At 72.4% G+C, this 26,116-nt stretch carries 24 protein-coding genes; 16 read left to right on the forward strand and 8 right to left on the reverse strand.

Going from position 1 to position 26,116, the window contains the following annotated elements; genetic code table 11:
• The 5 genes from tpiA (at position 1) to pgi (ending at position 6,283) form a co-directional block, all read left to right on the forward strand.
• Positions 1-807: a triose-phosphate isomerase gene (tpiA, locus tag ACIQGZ_RS24995; RefSeq protein ID WP_402605657.1), complete on the forward strand. Its 807-nt coding sequence runs from the start codon at positions 1-3 to the stop codon at positions 805-807.
• Between the two features lie 99 nt (positions 808-906).
• Positions 907-1,140: a preprotein translocase subunit SecG gene (gene secG, locus ACIQGZ_RS25000; RefSeq protein WP_402605659.1), complete on the forward strand. Its 234-nt coding sequence runs from the start codon at positions 907-909 to the stop codon at positions 1,138-1,140.
• 360 nt (positions 1,141-1,500) lie between these two features.
• Positions 1,501-1,788 carry an RNA polymerase-binding protein RbpA gene (locus ACIQGZ_RS25005; RefSeq protein ID WP_402605776.1) on the forward strand — a complete coding sequence of 96 codons (288 nt, stop codon included), beginning with the start codon at positions 1,501-1,503 and terminating at the stop codon, positions 1,786-1,788.
• 273 nt (positions 1,789-2,061) lie between these two features.
• Entirely contained in the window at positions 2,062-4,362 is a 2,301-nt protein-coding gene (locus ACIQGZ_RS25010) for a nitrate- and nitrite sensing domain-containing protein (RefSeq protein ID WP_402605662.1), read from the forward strand.
• Positions 4,363-4,624: 262 nt separating this feature from the next.
• Positions 4,625-6,283: a glucose-6-phosphate isomerase gene (gene pgi, locus ACIQGZ_RS25015; protein ID WP_402605665.1), complete on the forward strand. Its 1,659-nt coding sequence runs from the start codon at positions 4,625-4,627 to the stop codon at positions 6,281-6,283.
• Between the two features lie 70 nt (positions 6,284-6,353).
• On the opposite strand, the gene pgl is transcribed toward pgi, so the two are convergent.
• From pgl to tkt, 5 genes are all read right to left on the reverse strand, one after another.
• Positions 6,354-7,139, reverse strand: coding sequence for a 6-phosphogluconolactonase (gene pgl / locus ACIQGZ_RS25020; RefSeq protein WP_402605668.1), 786 nt, complete (start codon positions 7,137-7,139; stop codon positions 6,354-6,356).
• The gene (opcA, locus tag ACIQGZ_RS25025; RefSeq protein WP_402605671.1) at positions 7,136-8,245 is read right to left on the reverse strand and encodes a glucose-6-phosphate dehydrogenase assembly protein OpcA; all 1,110 of its coding nucleotides are present in this window, start codon (positions 8,243-8,245) and stop codon (positions 7,136-7,138) included. Before opcA ends, pgl begins: the two co-directional genes overlap by 4 nt.
• A complete protein-coding gene (gene zwf / locus ACIQGZ_RS25030; protein WP_402605673.1) occupies positions 8,242-9,789 on the reverse strand; it encodes a glucose-6-phosphate dehydrogenase in 1,548 nt (515 codons plus the stop codon). The genes opcA and zwf overlap by 4 nt, the downstream gene beginning before the upstream one ends.
• 42 nt (positions 9,790-9,831) lie before the next feature.
• Positions 9,832-10,953: a transaldolase gene (gene tal, locus ACIQGZ_RS25035; protein ID WP_402605676.1), complete on the reverse strand. Its 1,122-nt coding sequence runs from the start codon at positions 10,951-10,953 to the stop codon at positions 9,832-9,834.
• Positions 10,954-11,050: 97 nt separating this feature from the next.
• Positions 11,051-13,150, reverse strand: coding sequence for a transketolase (tkt, locus tag ACIQGZ_RS25040; RefSeq protein ID WP_402605678.1), 2,100 nt, complete (start codon positions 13,148-13,150; stop codon positions 11,051-11,053).
• Between the two features lie 339 nt (positions 13,151-13,489).
• Between tkt and ACIQGZ_RS25045 the strand changes: the two genes are divergently transcribed.
• Both ACIQGZ_RS25045 and ACIQGZ_RS25050 read left to right on the forward strand, forming a co-directional pair.
• Positions 13,490-14,431, forward strand: coding sequence for a heme o synthase (locus ACIQGZ_RS25045; protein WP_402605680.1), 942 nt, complete (start codon positions 13,490-13,492; stop codon positions 14,429-14,431).
• Positions 14,432-14,562: 131 nt separating this feature from the next.
• Entirely contained in the window at positions 14,563-14,913 is a 351-nt protein-coding gene (locus ACIQGZ_RS25050; protein WP_402605682.1) for a hypothetical protein, read from the forward strand.
• A 184-nt stretch (positions 14,914-15,097) separates the two neighbouring features.
• Here ACIQGZ_RS25050 and ACIQGZ_RS25055 read toward each other — a convergent pair whose 3' ends face one another.
• Positions 15,098-16,060 (reverse strand): heme A synthase, encoded by a 963-nt coding sequence (locus tag ACIQGZ_RS25055; RefSeq protein WP_402605684.1) that lies wholly within the window; start codon positions 16,058-16,060, stop codon positions 15,098-15,100.
• Positions 16,061-16,258: 198 nt separating this feature from the next.
• Between ACIQGZ_RS25055 and ACIQGZ_RS25060 the strand changes: the two genes are divergently transcribed.
• Complete coding sequence (locus ACIQGZ_RS25060; RefSeq protein WP_402605687.1) at positions 16,259-16,960, forward strand: LAETG motif-containing sortase-dependent surface protein; 702 nt, start codon at positions 16,259-16,261, stop codon at positions 16,958-16,960.
• A gap of 89 nt (positions 16,961-17,049) precedes the next feature.
• Here the strand turns inward: ACIQGZ_RS25060 and ACIQGZ_RS25065 are convergent, their stop codons facing one another.
• Together ACIQGZ_RS25065 and ACIQGZ_RS25070 are read right to left on the reverse strand one after the other, a co-directional pair.
• Positions 17,050-17,832, reverse strand: coding sequence for an ABC transporter permease (locus ACIQGZ_RS25065; RefSeq protein WP_402605690.1), 783 nt, complete (start codon positions 17,830-17,832; stop codon positions 17,050-17,052).
• Positions 17,829-18,758, reverse strand: a complete 930-nt coding sequence (locus ACIQGZ_RS25070; protein WP_402605693.1) for an ABC transporter ATP-binding protein — start codon at positions 18,756-18,758, stop codon at positions 17,829-17,831. The genes ACIQGZ_RS25065 and ACIQGZ_RS25070 overlap by 4 nt, the downstream gene beginning before the upstream one ends.
• 192 nt (positions 18,759-18,950) lie before the next feature.
• Here ACIQGZ_RS25070 and ACIQGZ_RS25075 point away from each other — a divergent pair, with 192 nt between their 5' ends.
• The 8 genes from ACIQGZ_RS25075 to ACIQGZ_RS25110 all read left to right on the forward strand — a co-directional run bounded on the left by ACIQGZ_RS25075 (position 18,951) and on the right by ACIQGZ_RS25110 (position 26,013).
• Positions 18,951-19,859, forward strand: coding sequence for a helix-turn-helix transcriptional regulator (locus ACIQGZ_RS25075; RefSeq protein ID WP_402605779.1), 909 nt, complete (start codon positions 18,951-18,953; stop codon positions 19,857-19,859).
• Complete coding sequence (gene sufB / locus ACIQGZ_RS25080; RefSeq protein ID WP_402605696.1) at positions 19,856-21,268, forward strand: Fe-S cluster assembly protein SufB; 1,413 nt, start codon at positions 19,856-19,858, stop codon at positions 21,266-21,268. The genes ACIQGZ_RS25075 and sufB overlap by 4 nt, the downstream gene beginning before the upstream one ends.
• Positions 21,269-21,476: 208 nt before the next feature.
• Positions 21,477-22,709, forward strand: coding sequence for a Fe-S cluster assembly protein SufD (sufD, locus tag ACIQGZ_RS25085; protein WP_402605699.1), 1,233 nt, complete (start codon positions 21,477-21,479; stop codon positions 22,707-22,709).
• Positions 22,706-23,038: a bifunctional 3-phenylpropionate/cinnamic acid dioxygenase ferredoxin subunit gene (locus tag ACIQGZ_RS25090; RefSeq protein ID WP_402605702.1), complete on the forward strand. Its 333-nt coding sequence runs from the start codon at positions 22,706-22,708 to the stop codon at positions 23,036-23,038. Before sufD ends, ACIQGZ_RS25090 begins: the two co-directional genes overlap by 4 nt.
• Positions 23,039-23,044: 6 nt before the next feature.
• Entirely contained in the window at positions 23,045-23,809 is a 765-nt protein-coding gene (gene sufC, locus ACIQGZ_RS25095; RefSeq protein WP_402605705.1) for a Fe-S cluster assembly ATPase SufC, read from the forward strand.
• 47 nt (positions 23,810-23,856) lie between these two features.
• Complete coding sequence (locus ACIQGZ_RS25100; protein WP_402605781.1) at positions 23,857-25,113, forward strand: cysteine desulfurase; 1,257 nt, start codon at positions 23,857-23,859, stop codon at positions 25,111-25,113.
• Positions 25,114-25,148: 35 nt separating this feature from the next.
• The gene (gene sufU / locus ACIQGZ_RS25105) at positions 25,149-25,592 is read left to right on the forward strand and encodes a Fe-S cluster assembly sulfur transfer protein SufU (protein ID WP_402605708.1); all 444 of its coding nucleotides are present in this window, start codon (positions 25,149-25,151) and stop codon (positions 25,590-25,592) included.
• Between the two features lie 19 nt (positions 25,593-25,611).
• Positions 25,612-26,013 carry a metal-sulfur cluster assembly factor gene (locus ACIQGZ_RS25110; protein WP_402605711.1) on the forward strand — a complete coding sequence of 134 codons (402 nt, stop codon included), beginning with the start codon at positions 25,612-25,614 and terminating at the stop codon, positions 26,011-26,013.
• The last annotated feature ends 103 nt before the right edge of the window (positions 26,014-26,116 follow it).

A 26,116-nucleotide genomic window follows, 5' to 3' on the forward strand; every position in this document is an offset into this window, starting at 1 on the left:
ATGAGCGCCCCCACCGCTGCAAGCAGCACCCGTACCCCGCTGATGGCGGGCAACTGGAAGATGAACCTCAACCACCTCGAGGCCATCGCGCACGTCCAGAAGCTCGCCTTCGCGCTGACCGACAAGGACTACGACGCGGTCGAGGTCGCGGTGCTGCCGCCGTTCACCGACCTGCGCTCGGTGCAGACGCTGGTCGACGGCGACAAGCTGAAGATCCGCTACGGCTCGCAGGACATCTCCGCCCATGACTCCGGTGCGTACACCGGCGAGGTCTCCGGCGTGATGCTGGCCAAGCTCAAGTGCACCTACGCCGCGATCGGCCACTCCGAGCGCCGCCAGTACCACGGCGAGGACGAGGCGGTCGTCAACAGCAAGGTCAAGGCCGCCTTCCGCAACGGCGTGCTGCCGATCCTCTGCGTGGGCGAGGGCCTGGACGTCCGCAAGGCGGGGCAGCAGGTGCCGCACACCCTGGCCCAGGTCGACGGCGCGCTGGAGGGCATCCCCGCCTCCGACGCCGAGCGCATCGTGATCGCGTACGAGCCGGTGTGGGCCATCGGCACCGGCGAGGTCGCCACCCCCGAGGACGCCCAGGAGGTGTGCGGGGCGATCCGTGCCCGGCTGGCCGAGCTGTACGATGCCGAGCTGGCCGGCAAGGTCCGCATCCTGTACGGCGGTTCGGTGAAGTCCTCCAACGCGGCGGGCATCATGGCCAAGCCCGACGTGGACGGCGCACTGATCGGCGGAGCGGCCCTGGACGCCGACGAGTTCGTCAAGATCGTGCGTTATCGCGAGCAGGCGGTAGGCTGACGGCCCCTGGCTGGCATACCCTGACCGTGACACTGTGACGGGGCCGGACCGCACCGACGGTCCGGCCCCTTCTCATCGGATGAGAGAGTTGGTCCCGTCGTGATCCTCGGGTTCTCGATCGCGCTGATCGTCTTCAGCCTGCTGATGGTCCTGCTGGTGCTGCTGCACAAGGGCAAGGGCGGCGGTCTGTCCGACATGTTCGGCGGCGGTATGTCCTCCTCGATCGGTGGCTCCTCGGTCGCCGAGCGGAACCTGGACCGCATCACCATCGTGCTGGGCATCGCCTGGTTCGCCTGCCTCGTGGTGCTGTCGCTGCTGATGAAGTTCAAGTAGCAGCCGCTGCCGTCTCCGACCGAAAACTGACGGGCCCTCGCGCGCCCGCTTATCCTGGTGTGGCGCCTGCTCCCGCCCGGAGGTGTCGGCGTCCCCGGAGGCAGTGCGGACGTTCCGCCCAGATCTCCGTACACTGGGACGACTTCGCCGCCGTCCACGGCACCGGAACGGGCGGTCGGCGGCACACATGGGTACCGGGCCTCGGGGCGCGGGCAGTCCCGGTGGACTCGCGGCCGCCCCTCCCGTGCTCGGGCCCGTCGTGCGGGGAGCCGGCACGAGATCGCATCGCACCAGCACGCAGGGAGTCAGACCGTGGCAAGTGGCAACGCCATCCGTGGCAGCAGAGTCGGGGCCGGGCCGATGGGTGAGGCGGAGCGCGGCGAGTCCGCACCTCGGGTCCGCATCTCCTTCTGGTGCGCCAACCAGCACGAGACGCGCCCCAGCTTCGCGTCCGACGCGGCCGTCCCGGAGACCTGGGACTGTCCCCGGTGCGGCTTCCCGGCCGGCCAGGACCAGGAGAACCCCCCGGCCCCGCCGCGCACCGAGCCGTACAAGACCCACCTCGCCTATGTCCGCGAGCGGCGCAGCGACGCCGATGGCGAGGCGATCCTCGCCGAGGCGCTCGCCAAGCTCCGCGGCGAGATCTGAGCACCACCCGAACCACCCGCAGGCGCCGCGGGGGCGCCCCGGACACACCCCCTCACCGTGTACCCGGAGCGTCCCTCGCGGCGCCGCGCTGTCTCCGCCGCGCCGTCCCGGCCACCGCGTGGACCGGGCGCTGCGCAGCCGACCGGTCACAGCGCGAAGTAGTGGCCGCGAATCCGGCTACCGAGCGGTCACTTCCGGGCCGTCGACCGGTACGGTTCTCCCCCAAAGGGCCCGGCGTGGTCGCCGCAGCCCGGAGCGGAACCGGGGGAGAGCATGCGCACGCCGTTCGGCAGTCCGACGGTCCGTACCAGGATCACCGCCCTGACCGTGGCCCCGATCACCGTGCTGCTGGTGCTCTGGACCCTCGCCATGGCCGCCATGACCGGCGGGGCGTGGACGCTGACCCGCGCGGCCGACACCGGCGCCTCGCTGGGCACCCCGCTGGACGGCGCCGTCCGCGAGCTCCAGAACGAACGCCGGATCGCCGCCGAGTACCTGGCCGCGCCCGGCAGTTCGGCGCTGCTGGCCCAGCTGACGGTGCAGCAGAACGGCACGGACGGCGCACTCCGGGCACTGCGCGCCGCCGGACGCACCGGGTTGACCGGTGAGCAGCGCGACCGCTTCGCCGCGCTGACCGCCGCCGCCGACGGGATCACCGCGCTGCGCACCGAGGTGACGCAGCGTCGGATTCCTTGGGGGCGCGCGGTGGAGCGCTATGCCGCGCTCATCGAGCCGTCGTTCGCCCTGCGGACCGCGCTGGCCGGGCCGCTGCCGGGCGGGCTCGCCGGGGACGCGCAGGCCGTCGTGGAGCTGCTGCGGGTCCGGGAGTACGCCTCCCGGATCGACGCCATGGGCAGCGCGGCCGAGGCAGCCGGCTCCTTCACCACCGGCCAGTACCGCGCCTTCACCGCCGCCGTGGAGGACCGGCGGGTCTTCCAGGGCGTCTACCTGCCCACCCTGCCCGCCGACACTCGCACCGAGGCGCTGACCCTGGCGGGCGGCCCCGCCCACGCCGCCCTGGTCCGGGCCGAGGACGCGCTGCTGGACGCCGGGCCGCGAGGCGTCGCGGCCGCCGTCAGCCGCAGCGACTGGCGCACCACCCTGGACCAGGTGCTGCCGCTGTACTCCGCCGTGTGCGCCACCGCCGCCGGGGACGCCGAGCAGCACATCCGCGACGTGGCCCGGGGCGAGCTGGTCCGCGCCGGGGCGGCCGGTGGGCTGGGGCTGCTCGCCATCGGCCTCTGCGGCTGGTTCTCGCTGCGCACCGGCCGCCGGATCGCCGGGCGGCTGGCCGCGCTGCGCGACGCCGCCGACCGGCTGACCCGCGACCGGCTGCCGCAGGTGGTGCGCCGGATCGCCGCCGGGGAGCAGGTCGACCCGGCGCTGGAGGCGCCGCCACTGGACATCGGAGCGGATGAGCTGGGACAGCTCGGCCGGGCGGTCAACGAGGCCCGCCGCACCGCCGTCGAGGCCGCCGCCGCCCAGGCCGGGGCGCGCCGGGGCGGCAGTGCGCTGCTGGCCACCGCCGCGCGCCGCAGCCAGGCCCTGGTGCACCGTCAGGCCAGCCTGCTGGACGCCATGGAGCGGCGCTCGGCCGACCCGGACGAGCTGGAGGACCTGTTCCGGGTCGGCCGGCTCACCACCCGGCTGCGGCGGCACGCGGAGAGCCTGGCGGTGCTCTCCGGCGAGACGCCCGCCCGGCCCCGGCGGCGGCCGGTGCCGCTGGCGGACGTCCTGGCGGCGGCCGTCAGCGAGGTGGCGGACCACACCCGGGTGACCGTGGCGCCCGCGTCGGCCGCCGGTCCCGCCGTGGTCGGGGAGGCGGTGGCCGACCTGGTCCACCTGCTCGCCGAGTTGGTGGAGAACGCCACCGCCTTCTCGCCGCCGCAGACCGAGGTGACGGTGCGGGCGGACAGCTTTACGGGGTCGGACGGCTTCGCGGGGTCGGACGGCTTTACGGGGTCGGACGGCTGCGCGGTGGAGATCGAGGACCGGGGGCTGGGCCTGGGCCCGGAGGAGCTGGCGGCGGCCAACCGCGCCCTGGGCGGCGGCGCCGACGGCCTCCCGGAGCGGGCGCAGCGGCTCGGGCTGCTGGTGGTCGGCCGCCTCGCCGCCCGGTACGGCGTCCGGGTCACCCTCGCCGCGTCCCCGTACGGCGGCACCACCGCCCGGGTGCTGCTGCCCGCGCCGCTGCTGACCCGGCAGCCGCAGCAGGCCGACGCCCCGGCGGCGGAGCACCAGCCCACCGAGGAACAGCAGCCGGGCGGGCATGGGGCCGCCGCCGACCGGGCCGCCGCCCCGGTGGCGTCGGCCGAGGCGCCGCAGCCCACCGGCCCAGGCAACGCAGCCGGCCCAGGCAACGCAGCCGGCTCGGGGGTGGAGCCGGCGCTGCCCAAGCGGGTCCGGCAGGCCAACCTGGCGCCGGAGCTGCGCCAGGCGCCCCCGCTGCCGCCCCGGCCGTCCGAGCAGCGGCTGACCACCGAACAGCTGGGGGAGATCTTCGGCGCCTTCCAGCGGAGCATCGGCACCCCCGACCCGGCGCCGCGCGCGGACGGCGAACCCACCGACGGCTGACCCCTGCCCCAGCACTCGATGGGGCCCCGGGACTCGGTGGGGTCCCGGGACTCGGTGAGCCCGGAAGACTCGCTGGGCCCCCGGTTCGGCCGCGCGGCGTCGGGCAGGCGGCTCCTGACGGAGCGAGATCGATTAGTTTGTTCCTGTAGATCAGCGGGCCGACCGGGCGATCAGGGACGAAGGCGTCGCGAGCCCCCGGGCCCGCGCCCCCGCTCCGGCCCGCCCCTGCGCGGTGGAGCCGATGACGAGGAGAAGTGGACGGATGTCCGACAAGAACACGCACGGCGGTACCCGGCTCGACCAGACACCCGAATGGGCCGCGCTGGCCAAGCACCGCGAGCAGCTGGGCGACGCGCACCTGCGCGGGCTCTTCGCGGACGACCCCGGCCGCGCCGAGCGGTACACGGTCCAGGTCGGTGACCTGCACCTGGACTACTCCAAGCACCTGGTGACCGACGAGACGCTGCATCTGCTGCGCGAGCTGGCCCGGGGCCGGGGGGTCGCCGAGCTGCGGGACGCCATGTTCCGGGGCGAGAAGATCAACAACACCGAGGGCCGCGCCGTGCTGCACACCGCGCTGCGCGCCCCCCGCGACGCCGTCATCGAGGTGGACGGGGAGAACGTCGTCCCCGCCGTGCACGCGGTGCTCGACCGGATGGCCGTCTTCGCCGACAGCGTCCGCGACGGCAAGTGGGTCGGCCACACCGGCCGCCGGATCAGGAACGTCGTCAACATCGGCATCGGCGGCTCCGACCTCGGCCCGGCCATGGCCTACGAGGTGCTGCGCCCGTACACCGACCGGTCGCTGACCTTCCACTTCGTCTCCAATGTGGACGGCGCCGACCTGCACGAGGCGGTCCGCGACCTCGACCCGGCGGAGACCCTGTTCATCGTCTCCTCCAAGACCTTCACCACCATCGAGACCATCACCAACGCCACCGCCGCGCGCGGTTGGCTGCTGGACGGCCTGGGCGGCGACGAGACGGCGGTCGCCAAGCACTTCGTGGCGGTCTCCACCAACGCCGGCGAGGTGGCCGAGTTCGGCATCGACACCACCAACATGTTCGAGTTCTGGGACTGGGTCGGCGGCCGCTACTCGTACGACTCCGCGATCGGCCTCTCGCTGATGATCGCCATCGGCCCGGAGCGCTTCCGCGAGATGCTGGACGGCTTCCACCTGGTGGACGAGCACTTCCGCACCGCGCCGCCCGAGCGGAACGCACCGCTGCTGCTCGGTCTGCTGGGCGTCTGGTACGGGCAGTTCTTCGACGCTCAGGCGCACGCCGTGCTCCCGTACAGCCACTACCTCTCCCGCTTCACCGCCTACCTCCAGCAGCTGGACATGGAGTCCAACGGCAAGTCGGTGGACCGCCAGGGCCGCCCGGTGGACTGGCAGACCGGCCCGGTGGTCTGGGGCACCCCCGGCACCAACGGGCAGCACGCCTACTACCAGCTGCTGCACCAGGGCACCAAGACCATCCCGGTGGACTTCATCGGCTTCGCCCGCCCGGTCGAGGAGCTCGGCCCGCTGGCCGGCCAGCACGACCTGCTGATGGCCAACCTGTTCGCCCAGGGCCAGGCGCTGGCCTTCGGCAAGACCTCCGAGGAGGTCGCCGCCGAGGGGGTGCCCGCCGAGCAGGTGCCGCACCGCACCTTCCGGGGCAACCACCCCTCCACCACCGTGCTGGCCGCCGCGCTGACCCCGTCGGTGCTGGGCCAGCTGGTCGCGCTGTACGAGCACAAGGTGTTCGTACAGGGGGCCGTCTGGGGCATCGACTCCTTCGACCAGTGGGGCGTGGAGCTGGGCAAGGTGCTCGCCAAGCGCATCGAGCCCGCGCTCACCGAGGGCACCGACGTGCCCGGTCTGGACGCCTCCACCACCGCCCTGGTCGGCCGCTACCGCGCGCTGCGCGGCCGCTGACCGTCCCCGTACGCCGTACGGCCCCGCCACCCCCGAGAGGGCGGCAGGGCCGTACGGCGCCACCTGCCGGCTAGGCGGAGGCCGCCGGGTAGAGCTCCGGCGGCAGCGCCGAGGCCGCCGCCCGGTCCAGCAGCCACAGGGTGCGGCTCCGCCCGTACGCGCCGGACGCCGGAGCCTGGAACTCGCCCGGCCCGGACAGCGCCAGCGCCGCCGCATCGGCCTTGTCCTCGCCCGCCGCCAGCAACCAGACCTCGCGCGCCGCCCGGATGGCCGGCAGGGTGAGCGAGATCCGGGTCGGCGGCGGCTTGGGGGAGCCGTGCACCCCGATCACGGTGCGCTCGGTCTCCCGCACCCCGGGGTGCTCCGGGAAGAGCGACGCCACATGGGTGTCCGGGCCCAGGCCCAGCAGCAGCACGTCGAACGACGGCACCGCCGCGTGGTCCTCCGGCCGGGCCGCCTCGGCCAGCTCCGCCGCGTACTGCTCGGCGGCGGCCTCGGCGTCACCGCCCGCCGGGCCGTCCGAGGCGGGCATCGCGTGCACCCGCGCCGGGTCCAGCGGCACCTGGTCCAGCAGCGCCTCCCGGGCCTGGACGACATTGCGCTCGCCGTCGCCCTCCGGCAGGAACCGCTCGTCGCCCCACCACAGATCCAGCCGCGCCCAGTCCACCGCGTCCCGCGCGGGGGAGGCGGCGATGGCCGCGAGCAGCGCATTGCCGTTGCGGCCGCCGGTCAGCACCACCGAGGCACTGCCCCGGGCGGCCTGGACGTCCACCACCCGGGTGATCAGCCGGGCCGCCGCGGCCTGGGCCATCAGCTCCTTGTCCCGGTGGACCACGATCTGCGGTGCCGGCGTCATGACCCGCTCCGCCGGGTGGTCCGCTTGGCCGACGCCGTCTTCGGCGCCGGGGCCGACGACGCGGCCGTCACCCGGCCGGCCGAGGCGGCACCGGAGGACGCCTCGGACGCGCCGGACGCCTCGGACGCCTCGGACGCCGAGTCGCCCTTGGCCTGGTCACCGCCCGCCTTCGACCCGTCGGAGCTGGTCAGCCGGTCGACCCCGACCCGGACCGCGGCGGCGTAGATGTCGTCCGGGTCCAGCCGGCGCAGCTCCTCCGCGATCAGCTCGGTGGTCTCCCGCCGCTTCAGCGCGACCTGCCGGTCCGGCTGGTCGGGCATCGACAGCGTGGCCATCAGCCCGTCGGCGCGGTCCAGGACCACATCCCCGCCGTCGGTGCGCAGCCGGACGGCGGTCAGCCCCGGACCGTTGCTGACCACCCGCTCCACCGGCACCTTCAGCCGGTCGGCGAGCCACATGCCGAGCAGCTCCACGCTGGGGTTGTACGACTCGCCCTCCACCACGGCGGAGGTGACCCAGGCCCGGCGCTGGTCCATGGCGGCGGCCAGCATGCTGCGCCACGGGGTGATCCGGGTCCAGGCCAGGTCGGTGTCGCCCGGCGTGTACGCCTCGGCGCGGGCGCCCAGCGCGTCCACCGGGGACTCGGCGGTCATGGTGTCGGTGATCCGGCGCTGCGCCAGGGCACCCAGCGGGTCGGCCGCCGGGTGGTCCGGGGCGTTCTCCGGCCACCAGACCACCACCGGGGCGTCCGGCAGCAGCAGCGGCAGCACCACGGACTGGGCCTGGCTGGCCAGTTCGCCGTGCAGCCGCAGGACCACGATCTCCCCGGTGCCGGCGTCCGAGCCGACCCGGATCTCGGCGTCCAGCCGTGCCTCGGCCCGCGCCCTGGGGGAGCGGCCGGGGCGCTTGATGACGGCCAGGATGCGGGACGGGTGCTCCCGGGACGCCTCGGCGGCGGCCTTGAGGGCGTCGTACGCGCTGCCCTCGTCGGTGACGATGACCAGGGTCAGCACCATGCCGATGGCGGCGGCGCCGATGGACCGGCGCGCCTCCGTCAACGCGTTGTTGATCTTGCTGGACGTGGTGTCCGTCAGGTCGGTGTTCATGGCCTGCGCCAGCTCCGTCCGTCTCGTGCGAGCATCTCGTCCGCTTCGGTGGGGCCCCAGGTGCCGGCGGCGTACTGGGCGGGCTTGCCGTGCTTCTCCCAGTGCTCCTCGATCGGGTCGAGGATCTTCCAGGACAGCTCGACCTCCTGGGTGCGCGGGAAGAGGTTGGCGTCGCCCAGCAGCACATCCAGCAGCAGCCGCTCGTACGCCTCCGGGCTGGACTCGGTGAAGGACTCGCCGTAGGCGAAGTCCATGGTGACGTCCCGGACCTCCATCGCGGTGCCGGGCACCTTGGAGCCGAACCGCACCGTGACGCCCTCGTCCGGCTGGACCCGGATGACCAGGGCGTTCTCCCCGAGCTCCTCGGTGGCGTACGAGTCGAACGGCAGATACGGCGCCCGCTGGAAGACCACCGCGATCTCGGTGACCCGGCGGCCCAGCCGCTTGCCGGTGCGCAGGTAGAACGGCACCCCGGCCCAGCGCCGGGTGTTGACCTCCAGCTTGACCGCCGCGAAGGTGTCGGTCTTGGAGGCCGGGTCGATGCCGTCCTCCTCCAGGTAGCCGATCACCTCCTCGCCGCCCTGCCAGCCGTGCGCGTACTGGCCGCGCACGGTGTGCTTGCCCAGGTCGTCGGGGAGCCGGACGGCACCCAGCACCTTGATCTTCTCCGCCACCAGCGCATCGGCCTCGAAGGAGCCGGGCTCCTCCATGGCGGTCAGCGCCAGCAGCTGGAGCAGGTGGTTCTGGATGACGTCGCGGGCCGAGCCGATGCCGTCGTAGTAGCCGGCCCGGCCGCCGATCCCGATGTCCTCCGCCATGGTGATCTGCACATGGTCGACGTACGACCGGTTCCAGATCGGCTCGAACAGGGTGTTGGCGAAGCGCAGCGCCAGGATGTTCTGGACCGTCTCCTTGCCCAGGTAGTGGTCGATCCGGAAGACCTCGTTGGACGGGAAGACCCCGTGCACGATCCGGTTCAGCTCCTGGGCGCTCGCCAGGTCGTGGCCGAACGGCTTCTCGATCACCGCACGGCGCCAGGAGCCCTTGGGCGGGCTGGCCAGGCCGTGCTTCTTCAGCTGCTCGACGACCTTGGGGAAGAACTTCGGCGGCACGGACAGGTAGAAGGCGAAGTTGCCCCCGGTGCCCTGCACCCGGTCCAGGTCCTCGATGGTGGCGCGCAGCGTCTCGAAGGCGTTGTCGTCGTCGAACTCGCCGGGCACGAACCGCATGCCCTTGGCGAGCTGCTGCCAGACCTCCTCACGGAACGGGGTCCTGGCGTGCTCCTTGACGGCGTCGTGGACCTCCTGCGCGAAGTCCTCGTCCGCCCAGTCGCGCCGGGCGAAGCCGATCAGCGAGAAGCCCGGCGGCAGCAGCCCCCGGTTCGCCAGGTCGTACACGGCGGGCATGAGCTTCTTGCGGGACAGATCTCCGGTGACACCGAAGATGACCAGACCGGACGGGCCCGCGATGCGGGGGAGTCGCCGGTCTGCGGGGTCCCGCAGGGGGTTGCCCTGCGGGAGCCCGGCAGTATCTGACTTGCTCACTGGTGGTGGCCCCGTTTCGTCAGACAGCGGTGGGAGGCTTGATCACTTGCCCGGGTTCTGCGCGAAGGACTGCAGGGACGCCGTGACGGTGTCCAGCAGCTCCACCCAGGACGCCTCGAACTTCTCCACGCCCTCGTCCTCCAGCACCTGGACGACGTCGTCGTAGTCGACCCCGGCCGCCGCGATGGCGTCCATGTCGGCCTTGGCCTGGGCGTAGCCGCCGGTGATGGTGTCACCGGTGATCTCGCCGTGGTCGCCGGTCGCCAGCAGGGTGGCCTCCGGCATGGTGTTGACCGTGCCCGGGGCGACCAGCTCGGTGACGTACAGGGTGTCCGGCAGGGCCGGGTCCTTGACACCGGTGGAGGCCCACAGCGGGCGCTGCGGCTTGGCGCCGGCGGCCTCCAGCGCCTTCCAGCGCTCGGAGCCGAACACCTCCTCGTACGCCTGGTAGGCCAGCCGGGCGTTGGCCAGCGCGGCCTTGCTGCGCAGCTTCTTGGCGTCGCCGCCGATCTTGTCCAGCCGCTTGTCGATCTCGGTGTCCACCCGGGAGACGAAGAACGACGCCACCGACTCGATGGTGGACAGGTCGTGGCCGTTGGCCTTGGCCTTCTCCAGACCGGTGAGGTAGGCGTCCATCACCGCGCGGTAGCGCTCCAGGGAGAAGATCAGCGTGACGTTGACGCTGATGCCCTCGCCCAGGGTGGCCGCGATGGCGGGCAGCCCGGCCTTGGTGGCGGGGATCTTGATGAAGACGTTGGGACGGTCCACCAGCCACCACAGCTGCCGCGCCTCGGCCACCGTGGCCTCGGTGCGGTGGGCCAGCCGGGGGTCCACCTCGATGGAGACCCGGCCGTCGCGGCCGTTGCTGGCGTCGTAGACGGGACGCAGCACGTCGGCGGCCTCGCGGACGTCCGCCGTGGTGATCATGCGGACGGCCTCCTCCGTGGTGACGCCGCGCACCGCGAGGTCGCGGAGCTGCTCGTCGTAGGAGTCGTCCTTGCCGCCGATGGCCTTCTGGAAGATGGTGGGGTTGGTGGTGACACCGACCACGTGCTTGTCGCGCACCAGCTCGGCCAGGTTGCCGGTGTTCAGCCGCTTGCGGCTGAGGTCGTCCAGCCAGATGGCAACGCCTTCGTCGCTGAGGCGCTTGAGTGCGTCGGTCATGATCCTTCTCTTCTCTTCCTCTTGGTCGTCACTCCGCCGTGCCGGGGGACGGGCCGCGTACCGCGCGCGGGCGGAACGCGGCCCGTACCGCCGGGTGTCAGCGGGTAGCTGCGGTGATCGAGTCGTGGGCGGCGGCCACCACGGCCTCGGGGGTGATGCCGAACTGCTCGAACAGGATCTCGTAGTCGGCGGAGGCACCGAAGTGCTCCAGCGAGACGATGCGCCCGCTGTCGCCGACGATCTCCCGCCAGCCCTGGGCGATGCCGGCCTCCACCGAGACCCGCGCCTTGATGTCCGGGGGCAGCACCGCGTCGCGGTACGACTCGTCCTGCTCGTTGAACCACTCGACGGACGGCATGGAGACCACCCGGGTCGGGATGCCGGCGGCCTCCAGGTCCTTGCGGGCCTTGACGGCCAGCTGGAGCTCGGAGCCGGTGCCGATCAGGATGACCTGCGGGCGGCCGGCCGAGGCGTCCTGGAGGACGTACCCGCCCTTGGCGGTGCCCTCGGCCGAGGCGAACTCGCCGCTCTCCCGGTCGTAGGTCGGCACATTCTGCCGGGTCAGCGCCAGGCCGGTCGGGCCGGGCTTGGCGGCGTGCCGCTCCAGCACCGTCCGCCAGGCCACGACGGTCTCGTTGGCGTCGCCGGGGCGGACCACGGCCAGGCCGGGGATGGCCCGCAGCGCGGCCAGGTGCTCGATCGGCTGGTGGGTGGGGCCGTCCTCGCCCAGGCCGATGGAGTCGTGCGTCCAGACGTAGGTGACCGGCAGCTTCATCAGCGCGGCCAGCCGGACCGCCGGGCGCATGTAGTCGGAGAACACCAGGAAGGTGCCGCCGAAGACCCGGGTGTTGCCGTGCAGCGCGATGCCGTTCATCGTCGAACCCATGGCGTGCTCACGGATGCCCCAGTGCACCTGGCGGCCGTACGGCGAGGCGCCCGGCAGCGGGTTGCCCTCGGGCAGGAAGGACGAACCCTCCTCGATGGTGGTCAGGTTGGACTCCGCGAGGTCGGCCGAGCCGCCCCACAGCTCCGGGACCACCGGGCCCAGCGCCTCCAGCACCGAGCCGGACGCCTTGCGGGTCGCGACGCCCTTGTCGCTCGCCGGGAAGGACGGCAGGGCCTTGTCCCAGCCCACCGGCAGCCGGCCGGCCACGATGCGGTCGAACTCGGCGGCCCGCTCCGGGTTGGCCTCGCGCCAGGCGGTGAACTGCTCCTCCCACTCGGCGTGCAGCTTGCGGCCGCGCTCCACCACGCCGCGCGCGTGGGCCAGCACGTCGTCGGCGACCTCGAAGTGCTGCTCCGGGTCGAAGCCCAGCACCTTCTTGGTGGCCGCGACCTCCTGCTCGCCCAGTGCCGAGCCGTGCGCCTTGCCGGTGTTCTGCGCGTGCGGCGCCGGCCAGGCGATGATGGTGCGCATCGCGATGATCGACGGGCGCTCGGTCTCGTCCTTGGCGGCCTTCAGCGCGGCGTGCAGGGCGGCGACGTCGATGTCGCCGTCCTCCTGCGGGGTGATGCGCTGTACGTGCCAGCCGTACGCCTCGTACCGGCCGAGGACGTCCTCGGAGAAGGCGGTCTCGGTGTCACCCTCGATGGAGATGTGGTTGTCGTCGTACAGCGCGACCAGGTTGCCCAGCTTCTGATGGCCCGCCAGCGAGGACGCCTCGGCCGAGATGCCCTCCTCCAGGTCGCCGTCCGAGACGATCGCCCAGATGGTGTGGTCGAACGGGGAGGCGCCGGCCGGCGCCTCCGGGTCGAACAGGCCGCGCTCGTAGCGGGCCGCCATCGCCATGCCCACCGCGTTGCCGATGCCCTGGCCGAGCGGGCCGGTGGTGGTCTCCACACCCGCGGTGTGGCCGTGCTCCGGGTGGCCCGGCGTCTTGCTGCCCCACTTGCGGAAGGACTTCAGGTCCTCCAGCGTCAGGCCGTAGCCCGACAGGAACAGCTGCGCGTACAGCGTCAGGCTGGTGTGACCGGGCGACAGGACGAAACGGTCGCGTCCGGTCCATGCCGGGTCGGTCGGGTCGTGCCGCAGGAAGCGCTGGAAGATCAGGTAGGCAGCCGGGGCAAGGCTCATCGCCGTGCCCGGGTGCCCGTTGCCGACCTTCTGCACCGCGTCCATCGCGAGGACACGCACCGTGTCCACCGAACGCCTGTCCAGATCGGTCCACTCGAATGCGTTAGTCGGCTTGGTGCTCACCCTGGTTCAGGGCTCCTTCCGTATTCAGTCGACCCCGTGCTGAGGACCACGCCGGCCAGTCGCTGCGCTGCGGGCCTGACGTCGCGGCTGTCTGTAGTCACGGAGGGCTCATCCCGCTTCTACGTGCGAGCCTACCGTTCGGGCTCCTGCCCGCCTCCTGCGCTCGAAACAACTGATCACAAGGTTTCCCGAATTCCCGCCGCGACTTCGCCGGCCGTACGCCCGGCAACACGGGGACCCCCGGCGCGGGCGGTGACCCGGCAACGTCTAAAGTGGCGTGGTACGCGCAGGGCGGCCGGTTCTTCGGCGCCCGCGAATCTTCATAGACCAGGGGTGTCCGTGACCGCCGTCGAATCCCGCCCCGCCGGGGTCGTCGGGGCGACCCCCGGGCACCGGCCGTTCCGGGCCCGTGTCGGGGCCTTTGTCGCGCTGACCAAACCACGCATCATCGAACTGCTGCTGATCTCCACGGTTCCGGTGATGTTCCTCGCTCAGGGCGGCGTCCCCGATCCGTGGAAGGTGCTCCACGTCGTCGTCGGCGGCTTCCTCTCCGCAGGCGGCGCGAACACCCTCAACATGTACTTCGACCGGGACATCGACGCCCGGATGAGTCGCACCGAGCGGCGCCCGCTGGTCACCGGGATGGTCTCGCCGCGCGAGGCACTGGTCTTCGGCATCGCGCTGGCGGCCGTCTCCACGCTCTGGCTCGGCTACTTCGTCAACTGGCTCTCCGCCGGGCTGGCCCTCGCCGCGCTCCTCTTCTACGTCTTCGGCTACACCCTCGGCCTGAAGCGCCGCACCCCGCAGAACATCGTCTGGGGCGGCATCGCCGGCTGCATGCCGGTCTTCATCGGCTGGGCGGCGGTGACCGGCTCGCTCTCCTGGGCGGCCGTGGTGCTCTTCCTGGTCATCTTCTTCTGGACGCCGCCGCACTACTGGCCGCTCTCCATGAAGGTGAAGGAGGACTACGCCAACGTGGGCGTCCCGATGCTCCCGGTGGTCGCCTCCAACACCGTGGTCGCCCGGCAGATCGTCATCTACTCCTGGGTGATGGTCGCCGTCTCGATGGCGCTCTGGCCGCTCGGCCACACCGGCTGGCTCTACCCGGCGGTGGCGCTGCTGCTCGGCGCGTTCTGGCTGCGCGAGGCGCACGGGCTGTACGGCAGGGCCAAGGCGGGCCTGGTGGGGGCCAAGCTCAAGGAGATGCGGCTCTTCCACTGGTCCATCACCTATCTGACGCTGCTCTTCATCGCGGTGGCGATCGACCCCTTCCTGCGCTAGGAACTTCACCGGCGGCCCCGCCGTCCGTACGACGTGTTCGTACGGACGGCGGGGCCGCCGGCGTCTGTGGGGCACCGCACAGTCGCGGCCGGGCCGTCGCCACAGCGGCTACCGGTGGGTAGCATGCGGCCATGAGCAGCGAAACAGAGACCAGCCCGGCCGGGGACAGCGGCCGGGACCAGCGCCGGGCCAAGCGGATCGCCAGGAGCATCAGCTCCTTCGCGGCCAAGCACGGCGGCAGCGCCGACGGGGTGGTGCAGTACGTGGGGCGCGGCTCCACCCGGATCGTGCTGGTCGGCGCGGACGGCGCCTGGGGGGACCAGGTGGCCCCCCGCTACGACATCGCGCGGCGGGCCGCCGAACTGGCGGGGCTCACCCTGCACGACTCCTTCGACGGCGAGCTGGCACTCAAGCTCCGGACCTCCTCGTATGAGTGGTCCCGGATGGCCGGCATCCAGCTCGGCGGCGGCCACCCGGCCTGACCGGCAGCCCGGAGGGGGCGCCCGGAACCGCGTGAGCGACCCCGCGGTGCTTCGCGTGCCTGGGCGACCCCGCGGGGGCGCGCGGAACCGCGCGAGCAACCGTGCGTATTCGTAGAGCGCTGAGCGGACTGTTCCGCGCGCTCCTGAAGTGCTGCTCTGCGCCCGCGCCGCCAGGCGGCCGCCCTCAGGCGCCGGTGAGGGCCGGGGCGGGCTCGGCGGCGGGGGCGGTGGCCGGGAGGGCCGGGCGGACGCGGAGGGCCAGCGGGATGCGCAGAGCCGCGATCCAGACCAGAGCGGAGCCCAGCAGATGGGCGCCGACCAGCACCTCCGGCGAACCGGTGAAGAACTGGACGAAGCCGATGACCCCCTGGGCCAGCAGCACGACCAGCAGGTCCCGGGCCCGCGCCCGGACCGGGGCGGGCGCCTTGACCGCGTACAGCGCGAAGATCAGCGCCAGCGACAGCCCCACGCTGATGAAGGCGAAGTCGGCGTGGAACTGGGACACCCGGTCGTAGTCCAGCGGGATGCGCGGCACATCGCTGGAGTCACCGGAGTGCTTGCCCGTCCCGGTGACCACGGTGCCCGCCACCACCAGGCAGCCGACCACCGCCACCAGCACCTGGGAGAGCCGCACCAGCGGCCGCGAGACGACCGGCTCGGCCGGCCCGTCGCCCTCCTTGGACCGCTCCCACATCACCAGCGCCACCCAGACCAGCGCCATCGAGGACAGCAGGTGGACGGCGACGGTGTACGGGTTGAGGCCGGTGAGCACGGTGATGCCGCCGATCACGGCGTTGCTCATCACGACCCAGAACTGCGCCCACCCCAGCCGGGTGAGGCTGCGCCGCCACGGCGTCCGGCAGCGGGCCGCGATGATCGCCGCGCCGACCGCCGCGCACAGCACATACGTCAGCATCCGGTTGGTGAACTCGATGACCCCGCGGATACCCATCGCCGGGGTCGGCGCCAGGGTCTCCGAGGTGCACTTCGGCCAGGTCGGGCAGCCGAGACCGGAGGAGGTCAGCCGCACGGCGGCGCCGGTCACCACGATGACCACCGCCATCACCAGGGCCGCGAGGCAGGCCCAGCGCACGGCCTTCGCCGAGGGCTCCAGCCGCTCGGCGAGGTAGGACAAGGGGGTACGCACCCCCACATCGTAGGTCGCCCCGCCCCCCGTCCCGACCCCGGGGGGCGGGGCGGGCGGCGTCCCCGCGCCCCGTCGGCCCGCAGCCGCGTCGGCAACCCGGGGTACGCCCAAGTGCGTTGACGCGTACCTGTAGAGTCCGGTGAACAGCCCTGCGTGACATCGACCGCAGGGGGAGCGAACGCTCGGAGGGATCAACCAATGACGCGTCAGGGGCGGGTACGCAGCGGGATCGCGGCCGTGGCTGCGGCGACCGCACTTCTCGGGACGGGGGTGCTGGCGGGCTCCGCCTCCGCCCATGTCTCCGACTGGTCGGTGGACTGCTCGACGGTCTCCGTCGACCTCACCGGCTACAACGGGAAGGTCGACAACACCCTCACCGTCACCGCCGGCGGTGAGACGGTGCTCGGTCCCGTGACGTTCCGGGAGAGCCTCAGCCGGCAGGCCACGCTCCCCGAGCACAGCGAGGAACTCAGCGTCGAGCTGGTGGTGAAGGCCGGCGACGGCGACCAGTACTCCCGGGACGAGCACAAGACCGCCCCGGTCTGCCCCGGCCATGAGACGCCGACCACCCCGCCGCCCACCACCCCCGCCACCACCCCGGCCACCACAGCGGCCGAGACCACTCCGCCGCCGACCACGGCCGCCCCCACCACGGCCGCCCCGACCACGGCCGTCCCGACGACGCCCGTCCCGACGACGCCCGCGCCGACCACCCCCGCCGAGGCGCCGAGCAGCAGCGCCCCGGCCGTGGTGCCCGCGCCGTCGCCGTCCGGCCCCAACCTGGCCGAGACCGGCTCTTCCAGCAGCACCCCGATCATCGCCGGGGTCGCGGCGGCCGTGGTGGTCGTCGGCGGCGTCCTGCTCGTCCTGGCCCGGCGCCGCCGGGGCAGCCGGGGCTGACCAGGCCCCGCCCGTGAACGGCGGCGGGCCCGGAACCGCCTGGTTCCGGGCCCGCCGCCGTACCGCGTCCGCCACGCTCACCCCCGCGCTCACTCCCAGCGGAAGAAGCGGGCCGCCGCGCCCAGCCCCAGCACCGCCCAGCCGGCGAGGATGCCCAGATCCGCCCAGGGCAGCCCGGCGCCCTGCTGGAGCACCTGGCGCAGCCCGTCCGACAGCGCGCTGATCGGCAGCAGCTCCAGCACCCCGCTGACGGCGGACGGGAACTTCTCCAGCGGCACCACCACCCCGCCCGTCAGCAGCAGCAGGACGAAGACCAGGTTGGCGGCGGCCAGGGTCGCCTCCGCCCGCAGCGTCCCGGCCATCAGCAGCCCCAGCCCGGAGAAGGCGGCCGTCCCCAGCAGCAGCAGCGCGGCCACCGAGAACGGATCGCCGTGCGGCGACCAGCCCAGCGTCAGCGCGATCACCGACAGCAGCGCCACCTGGAGGATCTCGGTGACCAGTACGCAGCCGGTCTTGGCGGTCAGCAGCGCCCAGCGCGGCAGCGGGCTGGCCCCCAGCCGCTTCAGTACGCCGTAGCGCCGCTCGAAGCCGGTGGCGATGGCCTGCCCGGTGAAGGCGGTGGACAGCACGGCCAGGGCCAGCAGTCCGGGCGCCAGGAAGTCGACCCGCTTGCCCGGCCCGGCGGTGTCCACCACGTCCACCGCGCTGAACAGCACCAGCAGCACCGTCGGGATGACCACCGTCAGCAGCAGCTGCTCGCCGTTGCGCAGCAGCATCCGCGTCTCCAGGGCGGTCTGCGCGAGCAGCATCCGGCCGACCGGGGCGGCCCCGGGGGCGGGGGTGTGGCTGCCCGGCGCGGTGGTGGTGGTCATGAGCGCAGGTCCCGTCCGGTCAGTTCGAGGAAGACGTCTTCGAGGGTGCGCCGCTCCACCGCGAGCCGGTCGGGCAGCACGCCGACCCCGGCGCACCAGGCGGCGACGGCGGCCAGCAGCTGCGGGTCCAGCGGGGCGGCCCGCACCTGGTAGCTGCCGGGCGAGAGCTCGGCGGCGGCGGTGCCGTCCGGCAGCGTCTTGAGCAGCGCGCCCAGGTCCAGGCCGGGAGGGCCGCTGAACCGCAGGCTGTCCTCGGCGCCGGCGCGGCACAGCTGCTCGGTGCCGCCCTGGGCGATCACCCGGCCGCCGTCCACGATCGCCACGTCGTCGGCCAGCTCCTCGGCCTCGTCCATGGCGTGGGTGGTGAGCACCACGGTGACGCCGTCGGCGCGCAGGTCGCGGACCAGGTCCCAGGTGGCCCGGCGGGCCTGCGGGTCCAGGCCGGCGGTCGGCTCGTCCAGGAAGACCAGCTCGGGGCGGCCCACCACGGCCATCGCCAGGGCCAGCCGCTGCCGCTGGCCGCCGGAGAGCCGCCGGTAGGCCGTGCGGCCGCAGGACTCCAGGCCGAGCCGGGCCACCAGCGCGTCCACGTCCAGCGGGTGGGCGTGCAGCTTCGCGGTGTGCCGCAGGATCTCCACGGCGCGGGCGCCGGGGTAGACGCCGCCGGACTGGAGCATCACGCCGACCCTGGGCCGCAGCTGGGCGGCGTCGGCGACCGGGTCCAGCCCGAGGACGCGTACCGTGCCGGCGTCCGGGCGGCGGTAGCCCTCGCAGGTCTCGACGGTGGTGGTCTTGCCGGCCCCGTTGGGCCCGAGCACCGCGGTGACGGTGCCGCTCGCCACGGTGAGGTCCAGCCCGTCCACCGCGGTCTTCGGGCCGTACCGCTTCACCAGTCCGGACACCCGGACGGCGGGTTCTGCTTCCATGGCGTCGAGTCTATGGACCGCGCCGCCGCGCCCGTCCCCGGGGCCGCGTGGCCGCCGCCGTACGGTGGAGGGGGAGATCCGGATTCATGCAGGTCAGGTAAGCCTTACCTGGGTGATCGAGACCACGCGGCCCGCAGTCGGCCCGGGTTGTCGCATCGGAATGAATTACGCAACAATGGCGTTGTGAAATACATGCGCGAGCACCCGGAGCAGCAGGCGGCCGAGCCGGCCACCGCTGCACCCGTGTCCGCGCGGGGCGGCGAGGCCGCCGGTCGGAGCGGTCAGCAGGCTACTCGCGGCCGGGTCGCCCGGTCCATTCTGGACCATGGTCCGTCCACCGCCGCCGACCTGGCCGACCGGCTGGGCCTGACCGCCGCCGCCGTCCGCCGCCATCTGGACGGGCTTTCCGCCGCCGGCCTGGTGGAATCCCGCGAGCAGCGGGTCTACGGGCACCGGGGGCGCGGCCGTCCGGCCAAGCTCTTCGCGCTCACCGACTGCGGCCGCGACGTCTTCTACCAGGCGTACGACCAGTTCGCCGCCGACGCCCTGCGCTGGATCGCGGAGTCCGCAGGCGGCGGCGAGGCCGGCGCCGAGGCGGTCGCCGCCTTCGCTCGGGCCCGGTTGGGCCGGGACGCGGAGCGCTACGGCGCCGCCCTGGACGGCGCGAGCCCCGAGGAGCGTACCGAAGCGCTCGCGCGCGCCCTGAGCGCCGACGGGTACGCTGCGACGGTGCGGCGCATGCCGTCCGCCGCGGAGGCCGCCGCCGGCGAGCAGCTCTGCCAGCACCACTGCCCGGTGGCACATCTCGCTGAGCAGTTCCCCCAGCTCTGCGAGGCGGAGACCGAGGTCTTCTCCCGCCTGCTGGGCACGCACGTGCAGCGACTGGCCACCATCGCCCATGGCGACGGCGTCTGCACGACCCATGTGCCGGCCGCCGGTGCCGCACCACCCGCCGCCCGACGCGAGCGGCGATCCGGTGCGGTGCCGACCGCCGGCACGCGTTCCGCAGGCCGCACCACCACCGGCCGCACCACCGCGGGCCGCACCACCGCAAGCCGAACCACCACGACAGCAACTGTCTCCGGGAGGAACCCCGTATGACCACGACCGCTCACCCGGAGCTTGAGGGTCTGGGCAACTACGAGTACGGCTGGGCCGACCCCGACGCCGCCGGTGCCGCCGCCAAGCGCGGCCTGAGCGAAGAGGTCGTCCGCGACATCTCCGGGAAGAAGTCGGAGCCGGAGTGGATGCTCAAGCTGCGGCTCAAGGGCCTGCGGCTGTTCGACAAGAAGCCGATGCCGACCTGGGGCTCCGACCTCTCCGGGATCGACTTCGACAACATCAAGTACTTTGTGCGCTCCACCGAGAAGCAGGCCGCGACCTGGGACGAGCTGCCCGCCGACATCAAGAACACCTACGACAAGCTCGGCATCCCGGAGGCGGAGAAGCAGCGCCTGGTCGCCGGTGTCGCCGCCCAGTACGAGTCCGAGGTGGTCTACCACCAGATCCGCGAGGACCTGGAGGAGCAGGGCGTCATCTTCCTGGACACCGACACCGCGCTCAAGGAGCACCCGGAGCTCTTCCAGGAGTACTTCGGCACCGTGATCCCGGCCGGCGACAACAAGTTCGCCGCGCTGAACACGGCCGTCTGGTCCGGCGGCTCCTTCATCTACGTGCCGAAGGGCGTGCACGTGGAGATCCCGCTCCAGGCCTACTTCCGGATCAACACCGAGAACATGGGCCAGTTCGAGCGGACGCTGATCATCGTCGACGAGGACGCCTACGTCCACTACGTCGAGGGCTGCACCGCGCCGATCTACAAGTCGGACTCGCTGCACTCCGCGGTCGTCGAGATCATCGTCAAGAAGGGCGCCCGCTGCCGCTACACGACCATCCAGAACTGGTCGAACAACGTCTACAACCTGGTCACCAAGCGCGCCGTCGCCTACGAGGGCGCCACCATGGAGTGGGTCGACGGCAACATCGGCTCCAAGGTGACCATGAAGTACCCCGCCGTCTACCTGATGGGCGAGCACGCCAAGGGCGAGACGCTCTCCATCGCCTTCGCCGGCGAGGGCCAGCACCAGGACGCGGGCGCCAAGATGGTCCACATGGCCCCGCGCACCTCCTCCTCCATCGTCTCCAAGTCGGTGGCCCGTGGCGGTGGCCGCACCTCCTACCGGGGTCTGATCGAGATCGGCGAGGGCGCCGAGGGCTCCAAGTCCAATGTGCTCTGCGACGCGCTGCTGGTGGACACCATCTCCCGCTCGGACACCTACCCGTACGTGGACGTCCGCGAGGACGACGTGTCCATGGGCCACGAGGCGACGGTCTCCAAGGTCAGCGAGGACCAGCTCTTCTACCTGATGAGCCGTGGCATGACGGAGAACGAGGCCATGGCGATGATCGTCCGTGGCTTCGTGGAGCCGATCGCCCGCGAGCTGCCGATGGAGTACGCGCTGGAGCTCAACCGGCTGATCGAGCTCCAGATGGAAGGCGCCGTCGGCTGACGCCGCGCGGCTGTGCCCGCGTCGGCCCGGGAGCGGGATGCCCCCGGGGCGGCGCGGGGTCTTGGCCAGGTACGTGAAGTGAAACCCCTGGTCCCGGCCGCAGGCCAGGGACGTGAAGTGAGCGAGCCGCGGGGCGCGCCGGTGCCGGGAGCGAGGAGTGACGGCACCGGACCGGGACCCCCGGGCGAGCGAACACAAGGAAGGCAGCATGGCTGACGTTCAGAACACGACCGGCTCCACCACGGCCGGCTCCATCGAGGTCGGCACGGCGGGCGCGGGCGCCCAGCTGGCCGGCCCCGGCACCGGCCGCGCAGCCGCCGTCAGCCAGCCGGTTGACGCCCGTACGGAGACGGTCGCCTCGTATGACGTGGCCGACTTCCCGGTGCCCACCGGCCGCGAGGAGAACTGGCGGTTCACCCCGCTGCACCGCCTCCGTGGCCTGCACGACGGCACCGCCGAGGCCGACGGCGGCCTGCGGGTCGAGACCGTCCTGCCGGACGGCGCCACCCAGGAGACCGTCGACCGGGACGACCCCCGGGTCGGCCGGGCCGGCAAGCCGGTGGACCGGGTCTCGGCCCAGGCGTTCACCTCCTTCGAGAAGGCGTCCGTGGTCTCGGTGCCCAAGGAGACGGTGCTCACCGAGCCGATCCGGATCTCGGTGCACGGCGAGGGCGGCACCGCGTACGGCCACCAGGTGGTCGAGCTGGGCGCCTTCGCCGAGGCCGTCGTGGTGATCGAGCACACCGGTGACGCGGTGCTCGCCGCCAATGTCGAGTACCTGATCGGTGACGGCGCCAAGCTCACCGTGGTCTCCGTCCAGGACTGGGACAACACCGCCGTGCACGCCGGCCAGCACACCGCGCTGGTGGGCCGCGACGCGTCCTTCAAGTCGGTGGTCGTCACCTTCGGCGGCGACCTGGTCCGGCTGCACCCCCGGGTCGTCTACGGCGCCCCCGGCGGCGAGGCCGAGCTGTACGGCCTGTACTTCGCCGACGCCGGCCAGCACCTGGAGCACCGGCTGTTCATCGACCACGACACCCCGCACTGCCGCAGCAACGTCGCCTACAAGGGCGCGCTGCAGGGCGCGGAGTCGCACGCCGTCTGGATCGGCGACGTACTGATCCGCGCCGAGGCCGAGGGCACCGACACCTACGAGCTCAACCGCAACCTGGTGCTCACCGACGGCGCCCGGGTCGACTCCGTACCCAACCTGGAGATCGAGACCGGCGAGATCGTGGGCGCCGGACACGCCTCCGCCACCGGCCGCTTCGACGACGAGCAGCTGTTCTACCTCCAGGCACGCGGCATCCCCGCCGACGAGGCCCGCCGCCTGGTGGTGCGCGGCTTCTTCGCGGAGCTGGTCCAGCAGATCGGCCTGCCCGACGTGCAGGAGAAGCTGATGGAGCGGATCGACGCGGAGCTGGAGGCCACGCTCGCATGACCGCTCCCACCGCAGGCTTCCAGCGCGCCTGCGCGCTGGGCGACCTCGAAGAAGGCACCCCCAAGCGGGTCGAGCTGGACGGCGTCCCGGTCTCGATCGTCCGCACCGAGGGGGAGGTGTTCGCGATCAACGACATCTGCTCGCACGCGAACGTCTCGCTCTCCGAGGGCGAGGTCGAGGACTGCCAGATCGAGTGCTGGCTGCACGGCTCCAGCTTCGACCTGCGCACCGGCAAGCCCTCCGGGCCGCCCGCCACCAAGCCTGTTCCCGTGTACCCCGTAAAGATCGAAGGGGACGAGGTACTCGTCTCCGTCACCCAGGAGTCCTGAGTCCTCATGGCCACCCTTGAAATCCGCGACCTGCACGTCACCGTCGAGGCCGAGAACGGCCCCCGTGAGATCCTGCGCGGCGTCGACCTCACCGTGAAGCAGGGCGAGACCCACGCCATCATGGGCCCCAACGGCTCCGGCAAGTCCACCCTGGCGTACTCCCTGGCCGGGCACCCCAAGTACACCGTCACCGGCGGCTCGGTCACCCTGGACGGCGAGGACGTCCTCGCCATGTCGGTGGACGAGCGGGCTCGGGCCGGTGTCTTCCTCGCCATGCAGTACCCCGTCGAGGTCCCCGGCGTCTCCGTCTCCAACTTCCTGCGCACCGCCGCCACCGCCGTGCGCGGCGAGGCCCCCAAGCTGCGCACCTGGGTGAAGGAGGTCAAGTCCGCGATGGAGGCGCTCCACATGGACCCCGCCTTCGCCGAGCGCAATGTCAACGAGGGCTTCTCCGGCGGCGAGAAGAAGCGGCACGAGATCCTCCAGCTGGAGCTGCTCCGCCCGCGCGTCGCCATCCTGGACGAGACCGACTCCGGCCTCGACGTCGACGCCCTGCGCATCGTCTCCGAGGGCATCAACCGGGTCCGCGAGTCCGGCGAGGTCGGCACCCTGCTGGTCACCCACTACACGCGCATCCTGCGCTACATCAAGCCCGACTACGTCCACGTCTTCGCGGCCGGCCGGATCGTCGAGTCCGGCGGCGCCGAGCTCGCGGACAAGCTGGAGAACGAGGGCTACGAGGCCTATGTGAAGGGCGGCGCTTCCGAGTGACCCGTACTCCCGCGGCGGACAGCCGCACCGGGGCGACGCGTCCGGCGCTGACCGGGCTGCTCGACACCGACGCGATCCGCAAGGACTTCCCGGTCCTGCAGCGGCTGCTGCACGACGGCGTGCCGCTGGTCTACCTGGACAACGCGGCGACCTCCCAGAAGCCGCGCCAGGTGCTCGAAGCGCTGAACACCTACTACGAGCAGCACAACGCCAATGTGCACCGCGGCATCCATGTGCTGGCGGAGGAGGCGACGGCGCTGTACGAGGGCGCCCGCGACAAGGTCGCGGCGTTCATCAACGCGCCCAGCCGCGACGAGGTCATCTTCACCAAGAACGCCTCCGAGTCGCTCAACCTGGTCGCCAACATGCTCGGCTGGGCCGACGAGCCCTACCGGGTGGACAGCGACGCCGAGATCGTCATCACGGAGATGGAGCACCACTCCAACATCGTCCCGTGGCAGCTGCTGGCGCAGCGCACCGGTGCGACGCTGAAGTGGTTCGGCCTCACCGACGAAGGCCGGCTGGACCTGTCGAACATCGACCAACTCATCACCGAGCGGACCAAGGTGGTCTCCTTCACCCTGGTCTCCAACATCCTGGGCACCGAGAACCCGGTCGAGGCGATCGTCCGCCGCGCCCAGGACGTCGGCGCGCTGGTGGTGCTCGACGCCTCGCAGGCCGCCCCGCACCTGCCGCTGGACGTGCAGGCGCTCGGCGCCGACTTCGTCGCCTTCACCGGCCACAAGATGCTCGGCCCGACCGGCATCGGGGTGCTCTGGGGCCGCCATGAGCTGCTGGAGGACCTGCCGCCGTTCCTCGGCGGCGGCGAGATGATCGAGACCGTCTCGATGAGCTCCTCCACCTACGCCCCGGCGCCGCACAAGTTCGAGGCCGGCACCCCGCCGATCGCCCAGGCGGTCGGGCTCGGCGCGGCCATCGACTACCTCCAGGGCATCGGCATGGCGGCCGTCGCCGCCCATGAGCACGCCCTCACCGCCTATGCGCTGGAGCGGCTGGCGGACGTTCCCGACCTGCGGATCATCGGCCCGCGTACGGCCGAGTCCCGTGGCTCCGCGATCTCCTTCACCCTCGGCGACATCCACCCCCACGACGTGGGGCAGGTGCTGGACGAGCAGGGCATCGCGGTCCGGGTCGGCCACCACTGCGCGCGGCCGGTCTGCCTGCGGTACGGAATTCCGGCGACCACGCGGGCGTCGTTCTATCTGTACTCGACGCCGGCCGAGGTGGACGCGCTGATCGACGGGCTGCACCAGGTGCGCGCGTTCTTCGGCGTGGGCGCCTGAGGCGTACGCCTGAACGGGTAGGAGGACCCGCAACCGTGAAGCTCGATTCCATGTACCAGGAGATCATCCTGGACCACTACCGCCACCCCCACGGCAAGGGGCTGCGGGAGGGCGACGCCGAGGTGCACCACGTCAACCCGACGTGCGGCGACGAGATCACCCTGCGGGTGAAGCTCGACGGCCCGGTGGTCACCGATGTGTCGTACGAGTCGCAGGGCTGCTCCATCAGCCAGGCCAGCGCCTCCGTCCTCAGCGACCTGCTGGTGGGCAAGAGCGTCGGTGACGCGCAGAAGGTCCAGGAGGCGTTCCTGGAGCTGATGCAGAGCAAGGGCCAGGCGGAGGGCGACGAGGAGGTGCTGGAGGACGCGGTCGCGTTCGCCGGTGTCTCCAAGTACCCCGCCCGCGTCAAGTGCGCCCTGCTCAGCTGGATGGCCTGGAAGGACGCCACCGCCCAGGCCCTGGCCCAGCACCCCGAGTGAGTCCGTAGGAGGACGCAGCATGAGCGAGACCGAGAGCAGCACCTCGGTGGCGGCCTCCCCGGCCGGCATCGAGCAGACCACCACGTCCGGCATCGTCGGCACCACCGCCGGCACCGTCTCGGTGGAGGACCTGGCCGTCGCCCTGGAGGACGTGGTCGACCCGGAGCTGGGCATCGACGTGGTCAACCTGGGTCTGATCTACGGCATCCACATCGACGAGTCCGATGTCGCCACGATCGACATGACCCTCACATCGGCGGCCTGCCCGCTCACCGACGTGATCGAGGACCAGGCGCGCAGCGCCACCGACGGCCTGGTCCAGGATCTGCGGATCAACTGGGTGTGGATGCCGCCGTGGGGCCCCGACAAGATCACCGACGAGGGTCGCGAGCAGCTTCGCGCCCTGGGCTTCAACGTCTGACCCGCATCACCGCCGCTGCCGTGCCGCCCGCTCCGGGCCGCACGGCAGCGGCGTTCCCTGGCGGGGGCCGCTTGGACACTGCGGGGGAGGCAGTCGGCTGCTC

This window comes from Streptomyces sp. NPDC092296 (assembly GCF_044755465.1).
Classification (GTDB): Bacteria; Actinomycetota; Actinomycetes; order Streptomycetales; family Streptomycetaceae; genus Peterkaempfera.